This is a genomic window from Dactylosporangium vinaceum, from assembly GCF_019904175.1.
Lineage (GTDB): Bacteria > Actinomycetota > Actinomycetes > Mycobacteriales > Micromonosporaceae > Dactylosporangium > Dactylosporangium vinaceum.
This window is the reverse complement of sequence record NZ_CP061913.1, coordinates 5,736,923-5,756,623: the sequence shown is the minus strand read 5'-3', so window position 1 is coordinate 5,756,623 and position 19,701 is coordinate 5,736,923. Positions and strand designations below refer to the sequence as shown.

Below are 19,701 nucleotides of genomic sequence, written 5' to 3'. Positions count from 1 at the left end.
TCGAAGGTCTGGCCCACCCTCCGGCGAGGGCCCGGTCACCGGGAGCCGCGAGGGCTCCGAACTGACGACGACCGGCGGAGGACTACTCCCCTTCGTAGTAGATGGTACCCGGTTCCGGCGACTATGCCACAAGCGCGCTGTCGCGCAGGCGGGCCGCGACCGCGGCGAGCCGGCGGCCCTGGTACCGCGCCGCCGCCAGGGTGGCCGCGGACGGCGCACCCTCGGCGCCGGGGTGGGCGGTGCCGTACGGGTTGCCGTACGCGGCGTGGATCGCCGGGTCCGTGTAGCCGGGCGGGACGATGAACGCGCCCCAGTGATAGAAGGTGTTGTACAGGGCGAGCAGCGTGGACTCGTTGCCGCCGTGGACGTTGCCGGCGCTGGTGAACGCGGTCGCCGCCTTGTCCTGCAGGTGCCCGGCCGACCAGATCCCGCCGCTGGTGTCGATGAACTGCTTGAGCTGCGCGGCGACGTTGCCGTAGCGGGTCGGCGACCCGAGGGCGTAGGCGTCGGCCCAGACGAGGTCGTCGAGCGTGGCCACCTCGACGTGCGGGGTGGCCTCGACGTGGGCCCGCCAGGCCGGGTTGGCGTCGATCGCGGTGTCGGGCGCCAGCTCCGGCACCCGCCGCAGCCGCACCTCGGCGCCGGTCGCGGCCGCACCCTCCGCGATCGCCTCGGCGAGGGCGTGCACGTTGCCCGTGGCCGAGTAGTAGATGACGGCGACTTTCGCGCCCATGGCACGCCTCGTTTCCCTCAGCTAACCGGAATTGATTCCACTTACTCGGCCAGCGTAAGTGGAAACCGTTCCGGTTACAAGGCATGGGACGATCGTCACGTGAGCCGCCGCAAGCCCGCGCCCCTCCCCCTGCTCGACCAGCCCCCGGCCGAGCGGGCCGACGCCGCCCGCAACCGGCAGCGCCTGGTCGACGCGGCCCAGCGCATCGTCGCGGCGAAGGGCGTCGCCGGCCTGGCGCTCGACGAGGTGGCCCGGGCGGCCGGAGTCGGCGTCGGCACCGCCTATCGCCGCTTCGGGGACGTCAGCGGCCTCGCGTACACGCTCCTGGAGGAGGCCGAGGTCCGGTTCCAGGAGGCGTTCCTGGCCGGGCCGGCACCGCTGGGCCCCGGCGCCGGCCCGGAGGACCGCGTCCGCGCCTTCGTCCACGCGCTGCTCGACCTGCAGGAGGAGCAGTGGGACCTGCGCCTGCTCGCCTCGGTCAAGACGCCGCACGGCTACGCGGGCGGGCCCTACAGCGCCTACCACCTGCACCTGGCGAACCTGCTTGCCGCCGCGCACCGCGACCTCGACCCGCGCTACGCCGCCAGCGCCCTGCTCGCACTGATGCAGCCGAGCCTGCTCGACCACCAGCGCCGGACGCTCGGCCTGAGCCTGGAGCAGATCCGCGCCGGCCTCGACAGGTTCGTCGCCGGGCTGCTCGATCGGCCCTAGCGCTCCTCCTCGGCCGCGAAGAGCACCTCGGGGGTACCGCCCTCCCGCTCGACCATCTGCGCGAGCCGCTCGACCTCCGGCAGCAGCCGCACCGCGAGCACGAGCTCGCCGATCCCGACGACGGCCGCGGCGATGATCAGCCCGATGACGGGGGTCGCGGCGAGCGCGATCGCGGCCACGACCCCGGCCGCCGCCCGCACCCGAAGGCACTGCCGGGGCAGGCTCGGGTACGGCTGGGCGGACGCGGCGTCACCGGCGGCGGCGATCCCGAACGCCAGGCCCCCGATGGCGATGCTGACCGACGGGTCGAACTGCGGCAGCCGCAGCAGCACCACACCGGTGAGGGCGAGGACGCCGGGGCCGGCCTGCAGCACGATCGGGCCGCCGTAGCGGGCCCGCAGCACCTGCCCGCCGCCGACCCGGCCGCAGGCGGTGAACAGCAGCCAGGCCCCGAGCCCGGCCGCACCGACCGCCCGCACCGACGTCGGCCAGCTCACGGCGATCACGGCCACCAGGACGCTGAGCAGACCGAAGCTCGTCACGGCCCACCAGCCGAGGATGCCGTGCAGCGGGCGCGCGTGGCGCCCGAGCGTTTCCAGCTCGCCGTGCATAGGACCATTGGTACCCGCCACGGCGGGTTTGGGAACATATAGCCGCTCGTCAGTGCCGTGTTTCATCCTTCGGAGGCTTCCCCGGCGGCAGCCAGATGGCGGCCCACGCGATCTTGCCGCCGGCGTTGCGCAGGCAGCCCCACGCCGTCGCGTCCCGGTCCACGATGCGCAGGCCGTCGCCGGGCGCGGCGGCCGGGCCCCTCGGCGGCAGCTTCACCGGCGGCCGCGAGTCGCCGTCGCGGACCCCGATGTGCAGGTAGTTGCCGCGCCGGCTCACCGTGAGGTGCATGCCGGTCCCGGCGTGGCGCACGGCGTTGTGGACGAGCTCGAACACGATGCGGCAGGCGGCGGTGGCCACCTCCGGGACGTCCCAAAGCCGGCACGCGTCGTGCACGAGCAGCCGGGCCCGGCTCGGCGCGAAGTCGTCGGGCTCCAGCGCGAGCACGAACCGGTCCGGGGCGGGCGGGCCGCGCCGCGCGGAGGCGTACGCGTCCGCGCGGGTGCGGTACAGCCGCAGCGCCCGGTGCCAGAACGGGTTGGCCAGCCGGGCCCGCAGCTGCCCGCGGGCCGGCACCACGTACATCAGGGACACCCCGTGATCGCGGAACGAACGCCGCTGCGCGGCCTGGAACAGCGGCGCCGCCGTGCCTGTCGGATCGTCGAAGTCGGTCAGGTCGACGATCACGGCGCGCGGGCACGCGACGAGGGACTTGCCGATGGACGACCGCAGGCGGTGCTTGGACTCCATGGAAAGCACCCCGCCGACCGAGATCCCGATGATCTCCTCGTCGAGGTGGTGCTGAACCTTTACGGTCATCATGGCCGAACCATAAAACGAATCGCGGAGCCGCGAATCCGTCCGGTGAGCGAATGATCGTCCCTCCAACGGGTAGATCCGGCACGCGTTTCGCGGACAGCTTCCGGGGGATCGACACCGCTGCTCACCCGGGCGACAATCGGGCCGTGGACCCGCCGTCCGGGAGCTGACGGCCGGGCGCGTGGGGCGCACCCGCGAGGTGCGGCCGGCCGCCCCCGCCGGGCAGCGGTGTGAAGAGCACCAGCCGCTGATCCTCCGACGGCGTCAGCAGCGTCTCGGCGTCGAACTCGAGCAGCCCGGCCACCGGGTGGCGGACCCGCAGGCGGCTGCGCCGGCGGACCGCGACCTCGTGGCGGGCCCAGAGCCCGGCGAACTCGGCGCTGCCCGCGCACAGCCGCCGGACGAGTGCGGCCGCCACCGTGTCGGCGCCGCGCCGGGTCACCGCGGCCCGCAGGTCGGCCACGTGCAGCCGGCTCAGGTACCCGTGCTCGTCGTCGGGGAACGCCGCGCGCAGCCGCGGATCGTGGAACCACCGCCACACGATGTTGTGGTCGAGCTCGTGGTCGTGCGGCGCCGGCGAGCAGACGGCACCGAACAGCGTCTCGGCGAGCGCGTTCTGGGCCAGCAGGTCGCCGAGGTCGCTGACGACCTGCGCCGGGCTCGCGGTCAGCTGGCCGAGCAGCGTGAGCAGTGCCGGGCTGACGCGCGCCCCCGCGAGCCGGCCGGCGGGCGGGCGGTGCCCGGCCAGCAGGTACAGGTGGTCGCGCTGGTCGTCGTCGAGGCGCAGCCCGCGGGCCAGGGCCTGCAGCAGCTGGGTGGACGGCTGGGTGCTGCGGGCCTGCTCCAGGCGCATCAGGTAGTCGGCCGACATCCCGGCCAGCAGCGCCACCTCCTCGCGGCGCAGCCCCGGCGTGCGGCGGCGGGGCCCGGCCGGCAGCCCGACCTCCCGCGGCCCCACGGCCTGCCGGCGCCGCCGGATGAACTCGGCCAACCCCTGACGGTCCATGCCACCCATCATCGTGACACCACCGCCGCGCAGCCAAGGACCGCGAGTCCTAGCCAGGCCGGTCCGCTTCACCACCCGCGCGGCCGGGCGCAGGCTTCACGCCATGGAAGCCATCGTGTTCGAACAGTTCGGCGGGCCCGCGGTGCTGCGGCTCGCCTCCTGCGAGGTGCCGCAGCCCGGCCCGGGGCAGGTCCGGCTGCGGGTCCGGGCGGCCGGCCTCAACCAGCTCGACTGGAAGATCCGCAACGGCTGGCTGGAGCAGGTGTACCCGACCGCGTTCCCGAAGATCCCGGGCATCGAGGCGGCCGGGGTCGTCGACGCGCTCGGCCCGGGCGTCACGGACCTCGCGATCGGCGACGAGGTGCTGGCGCTCACGGACACGGGCTCCTACGCGCGGTACGCCCTGGCCACCGCGGCGGTCCGCAAGCCGGCCGGCCTGGACTGGGCGACGGCGGCCGCGCTGCCGGTGTCCGGCGAGACGGCGCTGCGGGTCCTCGGCGCGCTCGGCGTCAAGGACGGCGAGACCCTGCTCATCCACGGCGCGGCGGGCGCGGTCGGCGGCATCGCGGTCCAGCTCGCGGCCGCGCTGGGTGCCGTGGTCATCGGCACCGCGTCGCCGGGCAACCACGGCTACCTGCGCTCGCTCGGGGCCTTGCCGGTGGCGTACGGCGAGGGCCTTGTCGAGCGGGTGCGAGCGCTCGCGCCGCAGGGGGTCGACGCGGTGTTCGACGCGGCCGGTGCGGGTGTGCTGGCGGACTCGGTCGCGCTGCGGGGCGGTACCGGGGCGAGGATCGTCACGATCGCCGACCCGGCCGCCCGCGAGCTCGGCATCACCTTCTCCGCCGGGGACGGCACCGGTGCCGCCGCCCTGGCCGAGGTCGCCCGGCGGGCCGCGGCCGGCGACCTGCGGGTCGAGGTGGCCCGGGTGTACCCACTGGCCGAGGCGGCGGCCGCGCAGGAGCAGAGCGCGACCGGGCACACCCGCGGCAAGCTGGTGCTCGAGGTCTGACGCGGCGGCCGGCCGGGCGGTGCCGGGCCACCGGCGTCCACAGTGGACCCCGCGGGATCGGACACCCGCGCCGGGTAGACTTGATCAATGCCGACCACCGAGGGCACCGCCCGGCCGATCGTCTGCTACGGCGATCCCGTCCTGCACCGCCGCTGCGCCGACGTCACCGAGTTCGGCGACGCGCTCGGTGCGCTCATCGACGACATGTTCGCCTCCATGTACGAGGCGCGCGGCGTCGGCCTGGCGGCCAACCAGATCGGTGTCGACCTCCAGGTGTTCGTGTACGACTGCCCGGACGCCGACGACGTGCGGCAGGTCGGCCACATCGTCAACCCGGTCCTCGCGGTCGCCTCCGCGCTCGCCCCGCCCGATGAGGGCGACGAGGGCTGCCTGTCGGTGCCGGGCCCGCGGGCCGCGCTGCCCCGGGCGTCGATCGCCACGGTGACTGGGCAGGACCGCCACGGCGCCCCGATCACGGTCACCGGCACCGGGTACTTCGCCCGCTGCCTGCAGCACGAGACCGACCACCTCAACGGGGTGCTGTACGTCGACCGGCTCCCGCTGCAGCAGCGCGAGGAGCTGCTGCGAGAGGCCGGGCTGCGGGCCTGAGCTGGGCAAACGCGGTACAACAAATTTTTAACACGCCTCTGGCAGGCTAGTCCGGCCGGTGGTGCAGCGGGGGCGCACCAACGGCACAACGAGTCCGGTGTAACGGGCACTTGGGCCGCGGCCATCACCGGCCGGGCCCAGCAGGTGCCAGGTCATCGTCTCGTTGTCAGCCGTCGCCCACCACAGCCAGGAGCCGGACCGGCCCGCTGCGGTGGCGACGGCCGGGGCGGCCCGGCGACCCGTCAGGCGGTCGTCCACGGTGAGCCGCCCACGTCCGGACCCGCCTGCACCGGTCTGCGCCGCGAGGGCAGCGCGGAGCCGGTGCCGGCGGGCGGACGCCGGCGTCCGCGGCTGCGGGCTACGCGGTGGCGGGGACCGGGGCCTGGGCGCGCCCGCGCAGGGCGGGGAGCCAGCGGACCAGCCGGGCGGTGGACGGGTTGGAGCCGTAGGCCAGGAGGGTCAGGAAGACGCCGTACACCGGGAGGTGGCCCAGCATCTCGGTGCCGCCGAAGAGCAAGAGCGTCGTGTTGAACGGGATGCCCGCGACCAGGACGGCGGCCTGGGGCAGGGCGCCGGAGATGACAAGCAGGCCGAAGAGCAGTTCGGTGGCGCCGGCCACGGCGATGTAGGTGTCGACCGGGACGTGGATGCCGACAAGCGCGAACACGTCCAGGCGCGGGAACATGTGGACGGTCTCGCGGGCCAGGGCCGGGTTGGCCAGCTTCTCGGCGAAGGCCAGGGTGAGCAGGGCCCCGCCGGCGCCGAGGCGCAGCGCGAGGAGGGCCTTGCGCAGGGTTGCCGGGTCCGGCTCGACGCGGCCGAAGGTGGCGTCGGAGGGAGGGACGAAGGACAGGAAGACGGCCACGCCCAGCAGGTCCATCGCGGAGAGCAGCCCGACCGGGCCGGTCAGCAGCAGGGCGAGCGGGCCGGTCAGGGCGAGCAGGATCGCGGCCGGGCGCAGGCGGATGCCGGTGATGAACCACACGCCGAGCGCGCCTTCGAGCAGCAGCAGGGCCGAGCCGCCGGTCAGCTCGTCGACCTCGAGGTCGTGGGTCAGGAAGTGGCCGGTCACGGCCGCGGCCACCAGTGAGACGCCGAGGTGGATGGCGAGCAGGCGCGGCACGTACGGCACCACACGCCCCACGAAGCGCAGGAAGCCCAGCTCCGGTGCGGGCAGGAAGCGCACCGCCACCCAGCGCCAGAGCGCCGTGGCCAGCAGGACGGCCACCAGCAGCGACGCGGTCACCGGGCGCAGGATGAAGGCCCAGTCGGTCGGGTAGGAGCCCGGGTCGGGCACGAACCACTTCTCGTGCGCGGCGGCGGGAGTCGGCAGTGCGAGCAGCGCCGCCGCGGCGACGGCGACGGCACCCCCGCGCAGGAGCAGTGTCTTCATGCCATTCAGCATCAAGATCTCGGGCACCCCGCCGTAGGGCCGAAGGTCCCGGAAAGTCAGGGCCGCGCAACCCGCACGCGCGACGGTGACCGGCCGGCCCTACGGCACCACCGTGACCGGCCAGCGGCCGCAGCGGACCAGGCGGACGGCGACGGAGCCGGCGAAGCGGTGCCAGGCACTGGCCGAGCGGCCCACGATCACCGAGTCCGCCTGCACCTGGTCGGCGACGGTGGCGAGCTCGGTGAACGGCTCGCCGGTGCGCACGACGAGCCGGGCGTCGAGGGACAGGTCGGTGAGCTGCTGCTCGACAGCGGTCCGCAGCTGCAGTTCGACCGCGTCGTGGGCGTCGATGACGTTCGTGGTCGCGGCGCCGCCGGTGTCCACGAGCGACAGCATGCCCGCCGGCCGGGCGCGCACGTACACCGCGACGAGCCGGCACTGCTGGCGGCGGGCCAGCCCCACGGCGTAGGCGGCCGCGCGCAGGGAGGACGTCGTGCCGTCGACGCCGACCAGGATGGTGGCTCTCACGCCGTGAAGCATAACGCTTGAATATAAGTACGTGATATATCGCGCGGCGTCGACCGGTGTATCGGCGCGTGCCACCAGCGCACCAACGAACCGTTAACAAAATGCCAGCGGCGCGGCGGCACGATCGGCTCACGGCTCTGCAACGGGGAGGTCGGGTGCTGTACGTCGGGCTGTTCGGCCGGGTGCTCATCGGCACGGTGTTCGCGGTCTCGGCCTTCACCAAGGTCCGCAGCACCGGGGCGTTCGGGGCGTTCCGGCGCTCGACGCGGCGCATGGGAATCCTGCCGGAGCGGCTGGTCCGGCCGGTCGCCGGGCTGGTCGTCCTGTGCGAGCTGGCGATCGTCGGGCTGGTGGCGGTACCCACCAGGGCAACCGGCGTCGGCGGACTCACGCTGGCGGCCGGGCTCCTCGCGGGGCTGGCGGTGGCCATCGGGATCGTCGTGCGGCGCGGGATCAGCACCACCTGCCAGTGCTTCGGGCACAGCGCCGCGCCGCTCGGGACGTTCCACATCGGGCGCAACCTCGCGCTTATCGCGATCGCCGTCGCCGGGGCCCTGACCACCGCGCTCGCGGAGGAGACGCCGGCGCTCGGCGCCGCACTGCTGGCCGGCCTGGCCGGTGTGCTCGGCGGCGCGCTTGTGACGGTGCTCGACGACGTGCGGCAGTTCCTGCTCCCACCGAAGACTTCTGCCGTCCGGCAGAGGAGCGCACCACCCACCTGGAGGAGATCGACATGAAGAAGCTGACCCACAGCCTGCTGAAGCTGGTCGTGCCGACGGCTGACGCGAAGGCGACCCCGGTGCGGGGCACGTGCGGCTTCGGCTGCGGCACCGCCGGCATCCTGAGCGCGCGGACCGCCGACGGCCGCCGCCCCTGCTGCTAGGCGCTCACACCCCCTCCCCGGGCCCGGCGGTCTGCACCGCCGGGCCCGGCCCGAACCGAGGAGTCCCCGTGCTCATCGCGCTCACCGTCGTGCTGACGATCGTCGTCGTCCTGAACCTGGTCCTGACCTTCGCCCTCCTGCGCCGGGTGGTCGGGGCCGAGAGCCGGCTGGCCACCATCGAGCGGGGCGCGCCCACCATGGCCGAGGTCGGCGAGCGGATCGAGGAGTTCACCGCCGCGACCACGACCGGCGAGATCCTGACCCGCGACGAGCTCACGCCCGGCACCGTCATCGGCTTCTTCGACCCCGACTGCGAGCTCTGCCAGTCGCACGTGGCCGGGTTCAGCGCCACCGCCGCCGCGATCGGCGACCGGACCCGCACCCTCGCCGTGATCCGCGAGGCCGAGGAGGCCGACCTCATGGCCCAGGCGTTCGGCCCCGGCGTGCGCACGGTCATTGAGAAGCGCCGCGGCCCGGTCGCGCGCGCCTTCCACGTGCACGCCACGCCCTCCTTCTGCACCGTCGGGCCCGGCCAGACCATCGCCAGCCACGACTACCAGCAGCCCGCGCTGGTTTGAGCATGAGCGGTACGGAGCGAAGCGCAGTGGCCGCGAATCACCCGCACAGCCCGACGGTCAGGCCGACGCCGGAGCTTGCGGAGGCGGCGGCATGACCGAGCAACGGCTGGGCTTGGCCCCGGCGCGGATCGCCGGGCACCTGCGCGCCGCCGTGGCCCTCGCGGTGCGGGCGGCGCCCGGCCGGACCGCCGTCCTGGCCCTCGGCACGCTGCTCAGCGCGGCCCTGCCGGTCGCCGCCGCGCTGCTCACCCGGGCCGTCGTCGACGGGCTCGCCCGGGGCGCCACCGGCCCGGGCTGGACGGGCGCGGTCGGTGCGCTGGCCGGGGTCGGCGTGCTCATCGGGCTCGGCCCGGCGGTCCTGGCCTACGTGCGCGCCGACGTGGAGCGGGCGGTCGCGCTGCTGGCCAAGGACCGGCTGTTCCGGGCGGTGGACACCGTGGTCGGGGTGGCCCGGTTCGAGGACCCGGACTACCTCGACCGCCTCATGCTCGCCGACGAGTCCGGCGGGCGCGGCCCCGGCCAGGTCATCGACAGCGCGTTCGGGGTGTTCGCGGCCGCGCTCACCGTCGGCGGGCTCGTCGCGTCACTGTGGACGGTCAGCCCCGTCGTCGCCGCCGCCGTGCTGCTGTCCGGCCTGCCGGTGCTCGCCGCCGAGCTGATCCTGGGCCGGCAGCGGGCCTGGACCGAGTGGGACATCAGCCCGGCCAAGCGCCGCGAACTGTTCTACCGCGACATGCTCGCCACCGAGCAGGCGGCCAAGGAGGTCCGGCTGTTCCGCCTCGGCGGGTTCCTGCGCGAGCGGATGCTCCGGGAGCGGCGCAGTGCCCAGGCGGCCGAGCACGCCACCGACCGCCGCGCGATGCTCGTGCAGTCCGGCCTGGCCACCGCCGCCGCGATCGTCGCCGGGGCCGCGCTGCTGGTGGTCACCGCCCAGTCCCGGGCCGGGGCGCACAGCGTCGGCGACATCGCGATGTTCCTCGCCGCCGTCCTCGGCGTGCAGACCGCCCTCGCCGGCGCGGCGGCCCAGGCGGCCAAGGCGATCCAGGCGCTGCTGCTGTTCGACAGCTACCGCGCCGTCCTGGCCGACCCGCCCGACCTGCCGGTCCCGGCCGTCACCCGGCCGGCCCCGCCGCTGCGGACCGGCATCGAGCTGCGTGACGTCTGGTTCCGCTACGGGCCGAACCATCCGTGGGTCCTGCGGGGCCTCGACCTGACGATCCCCGCCGGGCGGGCCACGGCCCTGGTCGGGCGCAACGGCTGCGGCAAGTCGACGCTTGTCAAGCTCCTGTGCCGGTTCTACGACCCGACCCGCGGCGCGATCCTCTGGGACGGCATCGACCTGCGCGAGCTGGACCCGGCCGAGCTGCGGGCCCGGATCAGCGCCGTCTTCCAGGACTACGTCAACTACGAGCTGAGCGCGGCCGAGAACATCGGCGTCGGTGACCTGCCCGCCCTCGACGACCGCCCGCGCATCCACGCGGCGGCCGGCCGGGCCGGCATGCACGAGCTCCTCGCGGCGCTGCCGCACGGCTACGACACCATGCTCGGCCGGCGCTTCAACGCCCCCGATGCCCAGGCCACCGGCATGGACACCGGCGTCAACCCGTCCGGTGGCCAGCGCCAGCGCATCGCCATCGCCCGCGCGTTCCTGCGCGACGCCCGCGACCTGGTCATCCTGGACGAGCCGAGCGCCGGCCTCGACGCCGCGGCCGAGCACGAGGTGCATGCCCGGCTGCGGGCCGAGCGCGCGGGCCTCACCAGCGTCCTGATCTCCCATCGCCTCAACGCGATCCGCGAGGCCGACGACATCGTGGTCCTGGCCGACGGCGCGGTCCACGAGCGCGGCGACCACGAGACGCTGCTGGCCGTCGGCGGCGAGTACGCGACGCTGTTCGCCCTCCAGGCGTCCGGCTACCAGCCGGCGGGCGCGTGAGCCCCGTGCGGATCGCCGCCGCGCTCGCCGCGCTCCTGGTGCTCGGCGGGCTGGTGTGGGCCCGGCGCCGCCTCGTGCTGGTCCGCGTCGACGGGCCGAGCATGCTGCCGACGCTTGCCGACGGCGCCCAGGTCCTGGCCCGCCGGACGCGCCAGGCGGCGACCGGGCGGCTCGTGCTGTTGGCGCCGCCGGCCGAGCCCGGGGCGGTGCGGGCGGGCGACCCGGGGCGCCTGTGGTTCGTCAAGCGGCTGGTGGCGGCGGCGGGTGAGGCGGTACCGGCGGAACTGGCGCATTATCCGGCGCTGGCCGGGCACGCCACGGTGCCGGCGGGCCACCTGGTGGTGACCGGGGACAACCCCGCCGAGAGCTACGACTCGCGGCAGGAGGGCCCGATCCCGGTGACCCGCCTGCGCGCGGTGGTCCTGCTCACCCGGTGACGAGCATCGCTCAGGCGCGCTGCCGCCGGCGGCTGGTGTAGGCGCGGACCCGGGCCCGGTTGCCGCAGTCCGCGGAGTCGCACCAGCGGCGGCTGTGGTTGCGGGTGGTGTCCAGGAACAGCCACCCGCAGCCGTCGCCGTCGCAGCGGCGCAGCGCCGCCGGGTCCGGCCGGCGCAGCAGTTCGGCGACGGCCAGGGCGAGGTGGTCCTCGATCGCGCCGGACGCCGTCTCGGCCAGCGGGAGCCGGTCGCCCGGCACGGCCCGGTCCAGGGCGGCCCGCCAGGCGTCGAACACCACCCGCGCGCTCCCCCGGTCGGCCGCGCCGTCGAGGTGGGCGTCGACAAGCCGGGTCGCCGCCGCCCGCAGCGCTTGGACGCGCCGCAGCACGCCGGCGTCGGCGTCGGCGGTCAACCCGGTCGCGGCCCGGAACCAGCCGGCGAGCAGGTCGGCCGAGCCGAGCCGGTCGACGGTCCGGGCCGGGTCGAGCCGCCACGACACGGTGTTGGCCAGGTCCAGCGCGAGATGCCCGCCGACGAACCGCCACTCGTACGAATTCACATGGCCTAATGTACGTTAGACCATGTGAAGAAGACAGGCTGGTCCCAGGGTCTCCGCGTCGGCGTCGGCCTGGCGGCGGGGTCGTTCCTGCTCGCGGTCGGGTTCGGAGCGTTCGCGGTGACGCACGGCTGGCCGGCCTGGCTGGCCATCGCGATGTCCGCCGTCGTGTTCTCCGGGTCGGCCCAGTTCGCCCTCGTGACGGCCCTTGCCGGCGGCGGCCTCGGCCCGGCCCTGGCCAGCGCCGCGCTGATGAACCTGCGGTTCGTGCCGATGGCCGCGGCCACCGCCCCGTTCCTGCCCGGCGGCCCGCTGCGCCGCGCCGTGCAGGGCCAGGCCGTCGTCGACGGCTCCTGGGTCGCGGCCCAGCGGCCCGGCGGCGGCCTCGACCGGCAGCTCATGTTCGGGGCCACGCTCGCGCAGTGGCCGGCCTGGATCCTGGGCACCGCCCTGGGCGCCCTGCTCGTCCCCGGTGGCACGGCCCTGCGCGACCTCGGCCTCGACATCATCTTCCCGGGCTTCTTCGGCCTGCTGCTCTACGACGCCCTCCGCGCGCACCCGCGCCTCGCCCCGGCCGGCCTGCTCGCCGCGGTCATCGCCACCACCTGCCGGTTCCTGCCGCCCGGCGTCGCCCTGACCCTGGCCGCCGCCGCGGCCACCCTGAGCCTGCGGAAGCGCACGCCGTGACCATGCTGATCATCGCCACCGCCGCGCTGGCCGCGCTCAACATCCTCTACAAGGCGGCCGGCCCGGCCCTGCTCGGCGGCCGCGAGTTTCCGCCCAGGGTCCGGGCCGTCGCCGACGCGCTGCCGGTGGTCCTCCTGGCCGGCCTGCTCACCGTCGACCTGCTGGGTGCCGGCTGGCACGACTTCGACTGGACCGCCCTGCCCGGCCTGGCGGTGGCCGTGGCGCTGCGCCGGTGGGGCCGCTCCCACCTGGTGTGCATCGTCGGCGCCGTGGCCGTCACGGCCGGCCTGCGCGCGCTCCTTGCGATACTCGGCGGGTGACTCCGAAAGCGCTGATCTTCGACTTCGACGGCCTGTTGATGGACACGGAGACCACGCTGCTGGCGAGCTGGCAGTGGGAGTGGCGCCGGCACGGCCTCGAGCTCGACCCGCGGGGCTTCTTCGCCGACCACGGCGGCGACGCCAACGAGGCCCGCTACCTCGCCCTGGCCGCCGCGGTGGGCTCGGCCTACGACCGCACGTCCAGCCACACCCTGCGCCAGGCCCACCGGGCCGTCCTCAACGCCGCCCTGCAACCGGCCCCCGGCATCACCGGCTGGCTGGACCGGGCCGCGGAGCTGGGCCTGCGCCTGGCCGTGGCCAGCAGCTCCCACGTGGAGCACGTCGGCGCCATGCTGAGCCGGGCCGGCCTGCTCCCCCGGTTCGAGGTCCTGGCCACCGGCGACGAGGTGCCCGCCCCGAAACCGGACCCGGCCGTCTACCGGCTGGCCCTGGACCGGCTCGGCGTCGCGGCGGCGGAGGCGGTCGCCTTCGAGGACACCCCGCACGGCGCGGCCGCCGCCGACGCGGCCGGCCTGCGCTGCGTCGCCGTCCCCAACCCGCACGCCGACCCGGCCCGCTTCACCACCGCCGCCCTCGTCCTGCCCGGCGCTGCCGCCATGCCCCTGGACGCCGTCCTGGCCGCGCTGCCCTGACCGTCGCTGCGCCACCGTCCGCCCGGCCGCCCACATCGCCGCCGTGGCCCCGCACCGGGCCGCGAGCCTCTGGACGAGCGCCCGGGCCACGTACGACTAAGATCTTCATCTATGGCGGGAAACGGCAGTACCATGGCCCCGGGCGGGCTGTGCCTGGTCCAGGACCTGGCCAACACCACGGCGCTCGACGAGCGCAGCGCGGCCCGGGCGTGGCTGGGGGCGGCGCTGGCGACCTGGGCTCGGCAGACCGGGCAGGCGGCACCGCGGTTGACGCTCGTCGAGCCGGACCTGGCGCCGCTTCGGGCGTTCCGGGACCGGCTGCGGGCATGGCTCCGGCGGCACGACGACGGGTTCACGGTGCCCGCGCGGGCGGTGACGGTGGCGGTGCGGGCGGGCCGGCCGGTGTATGCGCCGCAGGGTGACGGGGCCGATGCGGTCATCGCGCTCGTGCAGGTCGAGCTGCTGCTGGCGGTACAGACGGGCAGTCTGGCCCGGTTGAAGACGTGTGCGAACCCGGACTGTGCCGAGGTGTTCTTCGACACGTCCGCCGACGCCGGCCAGGTCCGCCACGCCGGGCCGGGCTGCGCTCAGTAGCCCAGGGCGCGGGCGGCCAGGTCGCGGACGTCGGCGGCGACCGGCGCCGGCAGGTACAGGTCGGCCAGGTGACGGGGCGAGTCGGCGAAGAGCATGGCGTAGAGCGTCACCGCGTCGAGGTAGATCGCGGTGTCGTTGGGGTGCTTGCCGTCCGGCACGATCAGGAACGGCGTGCCCCGGTCGGCGATGAGCGCCTCGAACTCGTCGCCGAAGGGCGCCAGCAGCGGGTGTACCCCCAGAGCCGCGACCAGCCCCGCATAGTTCGCGTCGATCGCCGCCTTCGCCGCGGCGCGGGACGGGAACGGCGACGGGTCGACGAGGGCCCAGTTCTTGACCAGGATCACCCGCCCGCCGGGCTTCAGGGCGCGGGCGAACGTCGGGGCGTAAAGATCCAGCAGCGTGCCGCGGGTGTCGGCCGGGTGGACGGCGACCTGCGTGCTGTACTCCTGCAGCACGATCCAGTCGTAGCGCCGGGCCCCGCTGAGCGCGGACGCGACGAGCCCGTCGTTCCAGGTCTGGCGCAGCGTGTATCCGGAGTGGATGACCTCCGTCACGTTCAGCGTCCGGCCGGCCCCGGCCGCGAGGTGGCGCACCAGCCCCGGCGTGTCCTCACCGCCGGCCTTCGTGAACGACCCGAGCAGGCTGTTGCCGACGAACAGCGCGTCCAGCGGCACCGCCGGATCCCGCGCCGGCTCCCGGGCCAGGTCCAGGAACGGCATGGGCCCGACCATCGGCCGGCTGGCCGCCCCGTGCGGCACCCGTAGCAGGACACCGGCGATCGCCAGGGCCAGCCCGAGCACGGCGGCGATCCAGAGTCGGTGGCGGTACGGCATGCGGTGTCGGCTCCTCGACCAGGGGTAACCCAGGGTGAGCAGCGCCGCCCGCCGTGTCAATCGGGCGGCCGGCCGGGCTCACCGGCGCATCGGTGTCACCGGCTGCTCGAGCCGCTCGCCGTCGACCGGGGTGTCGGCCCGGTCGCGCCGGCCGGCGCTCACGGGCGGCGTGGGCTGAGGGCGTGGATGTGTCCTGGACCACTCGGCCCGGCCGCGAATGTCTCATCGTGCAGCTCAGCGGGGTGGTCGACATGGCCAACACACCCCGCGTGCGGCAGCGGCTGCAGGAGGTCCTCGACGACGGCACCCGCAGCATCGTGCTCGACCTCGGCGAGGTCCCGCTCATCGACTCCAGCGCGCTCGGCCTGATCGTGTGGCTGCACAAGCAGCTGCGGGCCCACGGCGGCGGGGCCGCGGTCGCCGGCCCGCAGCCGATCGTGCGCCAGGTGTTCGAGCTGACGTCGGTCGACCATCTGATGCCGGTCCACGACACCGTGGCGGCGGCCGAGGCGGCGCTCGTCAGTCCGGCATAGGCGCGCTGGCCCGGGCCTGGTCGGCGCCGGCGCTTGTCCGGCGCAGCCGGCCGTGCTCGTTGTACCAGTCGATGATCAGCAGGGTGGCGTCGTCGGCGAGGACCGGACCGGTCACGCGCAGGACCGCGTCGGCCAGGGCCCGAGTCGCCTCCCGCGGGTGCAGGCCGGCCACCTTGCGCAGCTCGGCGTGCAGGTCCATCCGGGCCGCCGCCCGCTCCCGCATCCCGTCGGTCACGATGACCAGCCGGTCGCCGGCCTCGAGCTGCACCTCGCCGGCGGTGAACGTCGCCTCGGCGAGCATCCCGAGCGGGAAGTTGCGCGGCAGCCGCAGCGGCTCGATCTCGTCGCCGCGCACCAGCAACGGCGGGAGGTGCCCGGCGTTGACAAGCGTGCACACGCCGCTGCTCAGGTCGATGCGGCCCAGGACGGCGGTGACGAACGTGCTGCCGGCCGCGGCGTGCTCGGCCACCGCGGCATTCGCGGTCTCGGCCTGCTCCACGATCCCCTGCCCCTTGCGGCGGGTGTTGCGCAGGCTGCCCACGCCGAGCGTCGCGGTCAGCGCGCTGGCGACGCCGTGGCCCATGGCGTCGGTGACACTGAAGTGCAGCGCGTCGCGGGCCAGGGCGTAGTCGAAGGTGTCGCCGCCGATGCTCGCGGCCGGCTCCAGCCAGCCCGAGAGGGTGAAGGCCCCGGCCTCGCAGGTGAACGCGGCGGGCAGCAGCCGGCGCTGGATCTCGGCCGGGAGGTTGAAGGGGGTGGTGCGCTGGCCCCACTCGAACAGGTCCGTGTGCCGGCGGTTGGCGATCACCACGAAGCCGAGCAGGTGGGCGATGCGCCCGATCTCGGCCAGCGCCCGCTCGTCCGGCTCGGACGGCAGCACGAGCTCCAGGAGCCCGATCACCTCGCCACGCTCGGTGACCGGCGCGAGCACCGTCCAGCCCGCCTCGCCCGCGAGGACCTGCGGGGTCTGCGTGCGCAGGGCCTGCTCCGCGGGGCCGCCGTCGAAGGGCAGTACCGTCGCCACCTCGTCGCCCCGCCGCCGGCCCGCGTCGCCGGGTGGGGCCTCGTCCCCGGGCACGTGCGCCAGGCGGACGAGTGCCCGCCCGCTCAGGTCGGCGATGAGGAACGAGGCCGACACCGCCTCGAGGGCCTTCGCGAGCTCCCGGGTGATCGACTCCACGGCATCGACCGGCGCCGCGTCCTCGACCGCGCCGAGCAGCGTGGCCATCATCGACGTCTCACTGACCTCCACCTTGGCAGTTTACAAATTCCGGTCGCCTGGCGCTCGCGCCGACGCCGCTTGACCGTGCGGTGAATGGTGCTAATAATACTAGCACTATGAGATGGACAGTCGATCATGCCTCGCGGGAGCTGCTGCCCGACCAGATCGCCGCGTGCGTGCGCCGGGGCGTGGCGTCGGGTGAGCTGGCCATCGGCGAGCAGCTGCCACCCGCGGCCGAGCTGGCCACGGCCCTCTCCGTCGACCGCAACACGGTCCTGACCGCCTATCGCCGCCTGCGCGACGACGGGCTGCTGGAGTTTCGCCGCGGCCGCGGCGCCCGGGTGGCCTCCGCGGTCACCGAGCCGACGCCGGTCGCCGAGGCGGCCCGCACCCTTGTCGCCGTGGCCCGCGAGCACGGCCTGACCCGCGCCGACCTGCTCCGCCTGATCGCCAAACTCACCTAGGGATGGTCACGCCATGACGGCATACTCGATCTACACCGGCCGGGTCACGAACTGGCCGATCGTCCTCGTCAGCGCCGCCCTGCTGGTGCCGCTGCTGATCGGCGGGGCGAGCGCGGACGGCTCGCCGCGCGACCTGGCCCTGCCGATCCTCACCGCGGCCGTGATCGTGCTGCTCAACGTGCTGACCGGCGTCAGCATCCGCACCGCGGCCGGCCCCAACGGCGTCGCCATCCGGTTCGGCCCGGCCGCCTGGCCCCGCTGCAGCTACCCGCTCGACCGGATCGCCTCCGCCGAGGTCGTCGAGATCGGCCTCGGGCAGGTCGCGTTCGGCTTCTGGTGGACCCCCTGGCACACGTACTGCACCGTGCGCTCCGGCCCGGCCCTGCGCCTGAACCTCACGAGCGGCCGCCGCGTCACGGTCACGGTCCCCGATGCCCGGGCCGCCGCGGCCGCACTGCAGGAGGCGGCGCTCCGCGGCCGGCGATAGGGGGACGTACGCTCCGATCATGATCTTCGAGGTGGACGCCGTGCTGTTCGACATCGACGGGACGCTTGTGGACTCGACGCCGGTGGTGGAGCGGACCTGGCGGACGTGGGGGGCGGCGCACGGCTACGACGCCGAGGAGATCCTGCGCGTCTGCCACGGGCGGCGGACCGCGGACACGGTCGCGATGTTCATCCCCCCGGACGGCCGGGCGGCCGCGGTGGCCGAGCTGGAGGCGCTCGAACGCGCCGACTTCGACGGCGTCGTGGCCCTGCCGGGCGCGGCGGCGCTGCTCGACCGGCTGGCACCGCACCGGTGGGCGGCCGTCACCTCCGGCCCCCGGGCCCTGATGCGCGCCCGCCTCGCCGCGGCCGGGCTGCCGGCGCCGGACGTCCTCGTCGCCGCCGAGGACGTGACCGCCGGCAAGCCGGACCCGGAGGGCTACCGGAAGGCCGCGGCCGCCCTCGGCTTCGACGCCCGCCGCTGCCTGGTCGTGGAGGACGCCCCCGCCGGCCTGGCCGCCGGGCGCGCGGCCGGGGCGGCGACCGTGGCCGTCGCCACCTCCCACGCCCTGGCCGAGCTCAACGCCGACGCGGCGATCCCCGACCTGACGCCGCTGACCGTCACGGTAACCGAACGCGGCGTAGTCGTGACCGTCCGCTGAGCGTGGACAGCGCACCGACCCGGCGGGAACTGCAGCCGCCCGGCCAGTCGGGCAGCCGTCACTTCGTGCGCGTCATTCGACACGGTGCGGCCGCAGTGACCGGGACCACACTGGCCGCCATGGATACCTTCGCCCGGCGCCTCCTCAGCGCCCTCGCCGGCCTCGTGGCCGCCACCGCCGTCGCCGAGCCCGCCGCCGCCTACATCCCCTTGAAGGGCTACGACGGGAACGGCAACGTGGTGTGCAACTCCATCAAGTTCACCTCCGGGTCGGTGAAGGTCGTGCTGCACACCGCGGAGTACACCGGCACCACCCTGAGTGACACCGCCGCCCTGCTCCAGGCCGTCAAGGACGTCGACCGCCAGATCGGGCTGACCGGCGGTACCGCTGCGAAGATCTCCTCGACGACGAGCACCACCGCACCGTTCGTCTACGGGACGCCGTTCAACGACACCGTGCCGACCATCCACGTCGGCTTCGTGACGTCGATCAAGGAGAAGGACGCGATCGGCCAGACCAAGCAGATGAGCATCAGCTCCTGCACCTACAACGAGGTCCAGATCGCACTTCTCGACCAGTCCGTCTGGGGCTGGGACGTGCGCACCCCTCCGGACGCGGGCGAGGCGCTCTTCAGCGCCGGGCGCAACAGCGTCGCCGGGGACACCTGGTTCCGCCCGTCGTACCTCCACGAGCTCATGCACGCCTTCGGCCTGCACCATACGCACGGCTCGTACGCGTTCATGAACTACGGCACCCACCCGTGGGCCAACCGCCCGGCCGGCGACGCGATCCGCCCGCTGCCCGACGACGCCCACGGCCTGCGCGACCTGTACCCGGCCACCGGCACCCGGACCGAGGTGGCCCTGCTGAACACCTGGATGGACTCCAACGACACCGATCACGGCGCGGCCCAGCAGAAGGCCCTGTGCGAGCCGAGCACCGGGTTGATGATCATCGGGAGCCTCGCCGACCCGTTCCAGTCCCGCTGCGGCACCACCTACACCACGCCCGGCGGGCCGACACTCGGCGGCTCGGCCACGGTGTGCGCCGGCGGCGGCATCGTGACCCGGGTCGCCCTGGCCAACTACTCCACCGACGACGTGCAGACCGAGCTGCACATGTGGTTCTCCGCCGACACCACCTGGACCGTCACCGCCGACGTGGAGTCGCCCGACTCCTACGGTCGGCAGGTCGACGAGAACAACTCCGAGCTGCTGGCCCACACGTTCACGGTGCCGAGCACCCTGACCTCCGGCGCGACCTACCGGCCGATCGCCCAGGTCGACTACTGGCTCGACGTGGACCACGACGGGGTCCCCGACCCCGGCACCACCTCGTGCGACTGGATCCCCATGCGCGGCGCCGTCAACATCTGCTGAGGTTCACCGCCACCACCGGCCCGGTCCATGGTGGGACCGCGGCCGCCCCGGGGGGATGGGGCGG

Annotated in this window: 26 protein-coding genes; 17 read left to right on the top strand and 9 right to left on the bottom strand. The window is 74.7% G+C overall.

The window, feature by feature from the left end:
- Positions 1 to 121 precede the first annotated feature (121 nt).
- The gene (wrbA, locus tag Dvina_RS25820; RefSeq protein ID WP_223105029.1) at positions 122 to 733 is read right to left on the bottom strand and encodes an NAD(P)H:quinone oxidoreductase; all 612 of its coding nucleotides are present in this window, start codon (positions 731 to 733) and stop codon (positions 122 to 124) included.
- 99 nt (positions 734 to 832) lie between these two features.
- Here wrbA and Dvina_RS25815 point away from each other — a divergent pair, with 99 nt between their 5' ends.
- Complete coding sequence (locus Dvina_RS25815) at positions 833 to 1,444, top strand: TetR/AcrR family transcriptional regulator (protein WP_223105028.1); 612 nt, start codon at positions 833 to 835, stop codon at positions 1,442 to 1,444.
- Here the strand turns inward: Dvina_RS25815 and Dvina_RS25810 are convergent.
- The 3 genes from Dvina_RS25810 to Dvina_RS25800 all read right to left on the bottom strand — a co-directional run bounded on the left by Dvina_RS25810 (position 1,441) and on the right by Dvina_RS25800 (position 3,878).
- On the bottom strand, positions 1,441 to 2,055 hold the full coding sequence (locus tag Dvina_RS25810; protein ID WP_223105027.1) for a hypothetical protein: 615 nt from the start codon (positions 2,053 to 2,055) through the stop codon (positions 1,441 to 1,443). The genes Dvina_RS25815 and Dvina_RS25810 overlap by 4 nt on opposite strands.
- 49 nt (positions 2,056 to 2,104) lie before the next feature.
- Complete coding sequence (locus Dvina_RS25805) at positions 2,105 to 2,875, bottom strand: ATP-binding protein (RefSeq protein WP_223105026.1); 771 nt, start codon at positions 2,873 to 2,875, stop codon at positions 2,105 to 2,107.
- Positions 2,876 to 2,996: 121 nt separating this feature from the next.
- Positions 2,997 to 3,878: a helix-turn-helix transcriptional regulator gene (locus Dvina_RS25800; RefSeq protein ID WP_246656451.1), complete on the bottom strand. Its 882-nt coding sequence runs from the start codon at positions 3,876 to 3,878 to the stop codon at positions 2,997 to 2,999.
- A gap of 103 nt (positions 3,879 to 3,981) precedes the next feature.
- Here Dvina_RS25800 and Dvina_RS25795 point away from each other — a divergent pair, with 103 nt between their 5' ends.
- Together Dvina_RS25795 and def are read left to right on the top strand one after the other, a co-directional pair.
- Entirely contained in the window at positions 3,982 to 4,887 is a 906-nt protein-coding gene (locus Dvina_RS25795; RefSeq protein ID WP_223105025.1) for an NADP-dependent oxidoreductase, read from the top strand.
- Positions 4,888 to 4,974: 87 nt separating this feature from the next.
- On the top strand, positions 4,975 to 5,496 hold the full coding sequence (gene def, locus Dvina_RS25790; RefSeq protein ID WP_223105024.1) for a peptide deformylase: 522 nt from the start codon (positions 4,975 to 4,977) through the stop codon (positions 5,494 to 5,496).
- A 358-nt stretch (positions 5,497 to 5,854) separates the two neighbouring features.
- Here the strand turns inward: def and Dvina_RS25785 are convergent, their stop codons facing one another.
- Both Dvina_RS25785 and Dvina_RS25780 read right to left on the bottom strand, forming a co-directional pair.
- Entirely contained in the window at positions 5,855 to 6,889 is a 1,035-nt protein-coding gene (locus Dvina_RS25785) for a hypothetical protein (RefSeq protein ID WP_223105023.1), read from the bottom strand.
- A 99-nt stretch (positions 6,890 to 6,988) separates the two neighbouring features.
- A complete protein-coding gene (locus Dvina_RS25780; protein WP_246656450.1) occupies positions 6,989 to 7,417 on the bottom strand; it encodes a universal stress protein in 429 nt (142 codons plus the stop codon).
- A 155-nt stretch (positions 7,418 to 7,572) separates the two neighbouring features.
- Between Dvina_RS25780 and Dvina_RS25775 the strand changes: the two genes are divergently transcribed.
- The 5 genes from Dvina_RS25775 (at position 7,573) to Dvina_RS25755 (ending at position 11,248) form a co-directional block, all read left to right on the top strand.
- Complete coding sequence (locus Dvina_RS25775) at positions 7,573 to 8,154, top strand: MauE/DoxX family redox-associated membrane protein (RefSeq protein WP_223105021.1); 582 nt, start codon at positions 7,573 to 7,575, stop codon at positions 8,152 to 8,154.
- A complete protein-coding gene (locus Dvina_RS25770; protein ID WP_223105020.1) occupies positions 8,151 to 8,300 on the top strand; it encodes a hypothetical protein in 150 nt (49 codons plus the stop codon). Before Dvina_RS25775 ends, Dvina_RS25770 begins: the two co-directional genes overlap by 4 nt.
- A 68-nt stretch (positions 8,301 to 8,368) precedes the next feature.
- Entirely contained in the window at positions 8,369 to 8,878 is a 510-nt protein-coding gene (locus tag Dvina_RS25765) for a hypothetical protein (protein WP_223105019.1), read from the top strand.
- 91 nt (positions 8,879 to 8,969) lie between these two features.
- Positions 8,970 to 10,811, top strand: a complete 1,842-nt coding sequence (locus tag Dvina_RS25760) for an ABC transporter ATP-binding protein (RefSeq protein WP_223105018.1) — start codon at positions 8,970 to 8,972, stop codon at positions 10,809 to 10,811.
- On the top strand, positions 10,808 to 11,248 hold the full coding sequence (locus Dvina_RS25755) for a S26 family signal peptidase (RefSeq protein ID WP_223105017.1): 441 nt from the start codon (positions 10,808 to 10,810) through the stop codon (positions 11,246 to 11,248). The genes Dvina_RS25760 and Dvina_RS25755 overlap by 4 nt, the downstream gene beginning before the upstream one ends.
- 10 nt (positions 11,249 to 11,258) lie before the next feature.
- Here the strand turns inward: Dvina_RS25755 and Dvina_RS25750 are convergent, their stop codons facing one another.
- Complete coding sequence (locus tag Dvina_RS25750; RefSeq protein ID WP_223105016.1) at positions 11,259 to 11,807, bottom strand: CGNR zinc finger domain-containing protein; 549 nt, start codon at positions 11,805 to 11,807, stop codon at positions 11,259 to 11,261.
- Between the two features lie 24 nt (positions 11,808 to 11,831).
- On the opposite strand from Dvina_RS25750, the gene Dvina_RS25745 reads away from it, so the two are divergent.
- The 4 genes from Dvina_RS25745 to Dvina_RS25730 all read left to right on the top strand — a co-directional run bounded on the left by Dvina_RS25745 (position 11,832) and on the right by Dvina_RS25730 (position 14,058).
- Positions 11,832 to 12,491, top strand: coding sequence for an AzlC family ABC transporter permease (locus Dvina_RS25745; RefSeq protein ID WP_223105015.1), 660 nt, complete (start codon positions 11,832 to 11,834; stop codon positions 12,489 to 12,491).
- 2 nt (positions 12,492 to 12,493) lie between these two features.
- The gene (locus Dvina_RS25740) at positions 12,494 to 12,811 is read left to right on the top strand and encodes an AzlD domain-containing protein (RefSeq protein WP_246656587.1); all 318 of its coding nucleotides are present in this window, start codon (positions 12,494 to 12,496) and stop codon (positions 12,809 to 12,811) included.
- Positions 12,808 to 13,464: an HAD-IA family hydrolase gene (locus tag Dvina_RS25735; protein WP_223105013.1), complete on the top strand. Its 657-nt coding sequence runs from the start codon at positions 12,808 to 12,810 to the stop codon at positions 13,462 to 13,464. Before Dvina_RS25740 ends, Dvina_RS25735 begins: the two co-directional genes overlap by 4 nt.
- A gap of 111 nt (positions 13,465 to 13,575) precedes the next feature.
- On the top strand, positions 13,576 to 14,058 hold the full coding sequence (locus Dvina_RS25730; protein ID WP_223105012.1) for a CGNR zinc finger domain-containing protein: 483 nt from the start codon (positions 13,576 to 13,578) through the stop codon (positions 14,056 to 14,058).
- On the opposite strand, the gene Dvina_RS25725 is transcribed toward Dvina_RS25730, so the two are convergent.
- Positions 14,052 to 14,891: a hypothetical protein gene (locus tag Dvina_RS25725; protein ID WP_223105011.1), complete on the bottom strand. Its 840-nt coding sequence runs from the start codon at positions 14,889 to 14,891 to the stop codon at positions 14,052 to 14,054. The genes Dvina_RS25730 and Dvina_RS25725 overlap by 7 nt on opposite strands.
- 182 nt (positions 14,892 to 15,073) lie before the next feature.
- Between Dvina_RS25725 and Dvina_RS25720 the strand changes: the two genes are divergently transcribed.
- The gene (locus Dvina_RS25720; protein WP_223105010.1) at positions 15,074 to 15,424 is read left to right on the top strand and encodes an STAS domain-containing protein; all 351 of its coding nucleotides are present in this window, start codon (positions 15,074 to 15,076) and stop codon (positions 15,422 to 15,424) included.
- Here the strand turns inward: Dvina_RS25720 and Dvina_RS25715 are convergent.
- Positions 15,411 to 16,676: a PP2C family protein-serine/threonine phosphatase gene (locus Dvina_RS25715; RefSeq protein WP_246656449.1), complete on the bottom strand. Its 1,266-nt coding sequence runs from the start codon at positions 16,674 to 16,676 to the stop codon at positions 15,411 to 15,413. The genes Dvina_RS25720 and Dvina_RS25715 overlap by 14 nt on opposite strands.
- Positions 16,677 to 16,762: 86 nt before the next feature.
- Here Dvina_RS25715 and Dvina_RS25710 point away from each other — a divergent pair, with 86 nt between their 5' ends.
- The 4 genes from Dvina_RS25710 (at position 16,763) to Dvina_RS25695 (ending at position 19,637) form a co-directional block, all read left to right on the top strand.
- Positions 16,763 to 17,110 (top strand): GntR family transcriptional regulator, encoded by a 348-nt coding sequence (locus tag Dvina_RS25710; protein ID WP_223105009.1) that lies wholly within the window; start codon positions 16,763 to 16,765, stop codon positions 17,108 to 17,110.
- Positions 17,111 to 17,123: 13 nt separating this feature from the next.
- Positions 17,124 to 17,597: a hypothetical protein gene (locus Dvina_RS25705; RefSeq protein WP_223105008.1), complete on the top strand. Its 474-nt coding sequence runs from the start codon at positions 17,124 to 17,126 to the stop codon at positions 17,595 to 17,597.
- Between the two features lie 19 nt (positions 17,598 to 17,616).
- A complete protein-coding gene (locus tag Dvina_RS25700; RefSeq protein WP_223105007.1) occupies positions 17,617 to 18,258 on the top strand; it encodes an HAD-IA family hydrolase in 642 nt (213 codons plus the stop codon).
- A 119-nt stretch (positions 18,259 to 18,377) separates the two neighbouring features.
- Positions 18,378 to 19,637: a zinc metalloprotease gene (locus Dvina_RS25695; RefSeq protein ID WP_223105006.1), complete on the top strand. Its 1,260-nt coding sequence runs from the start codon at positions 18,378 to 18,380 to the stop codon at positions 19,635 to 19,637.
- Positions 19,638 to 19,701: the final 64 nt, after the last annotated feature.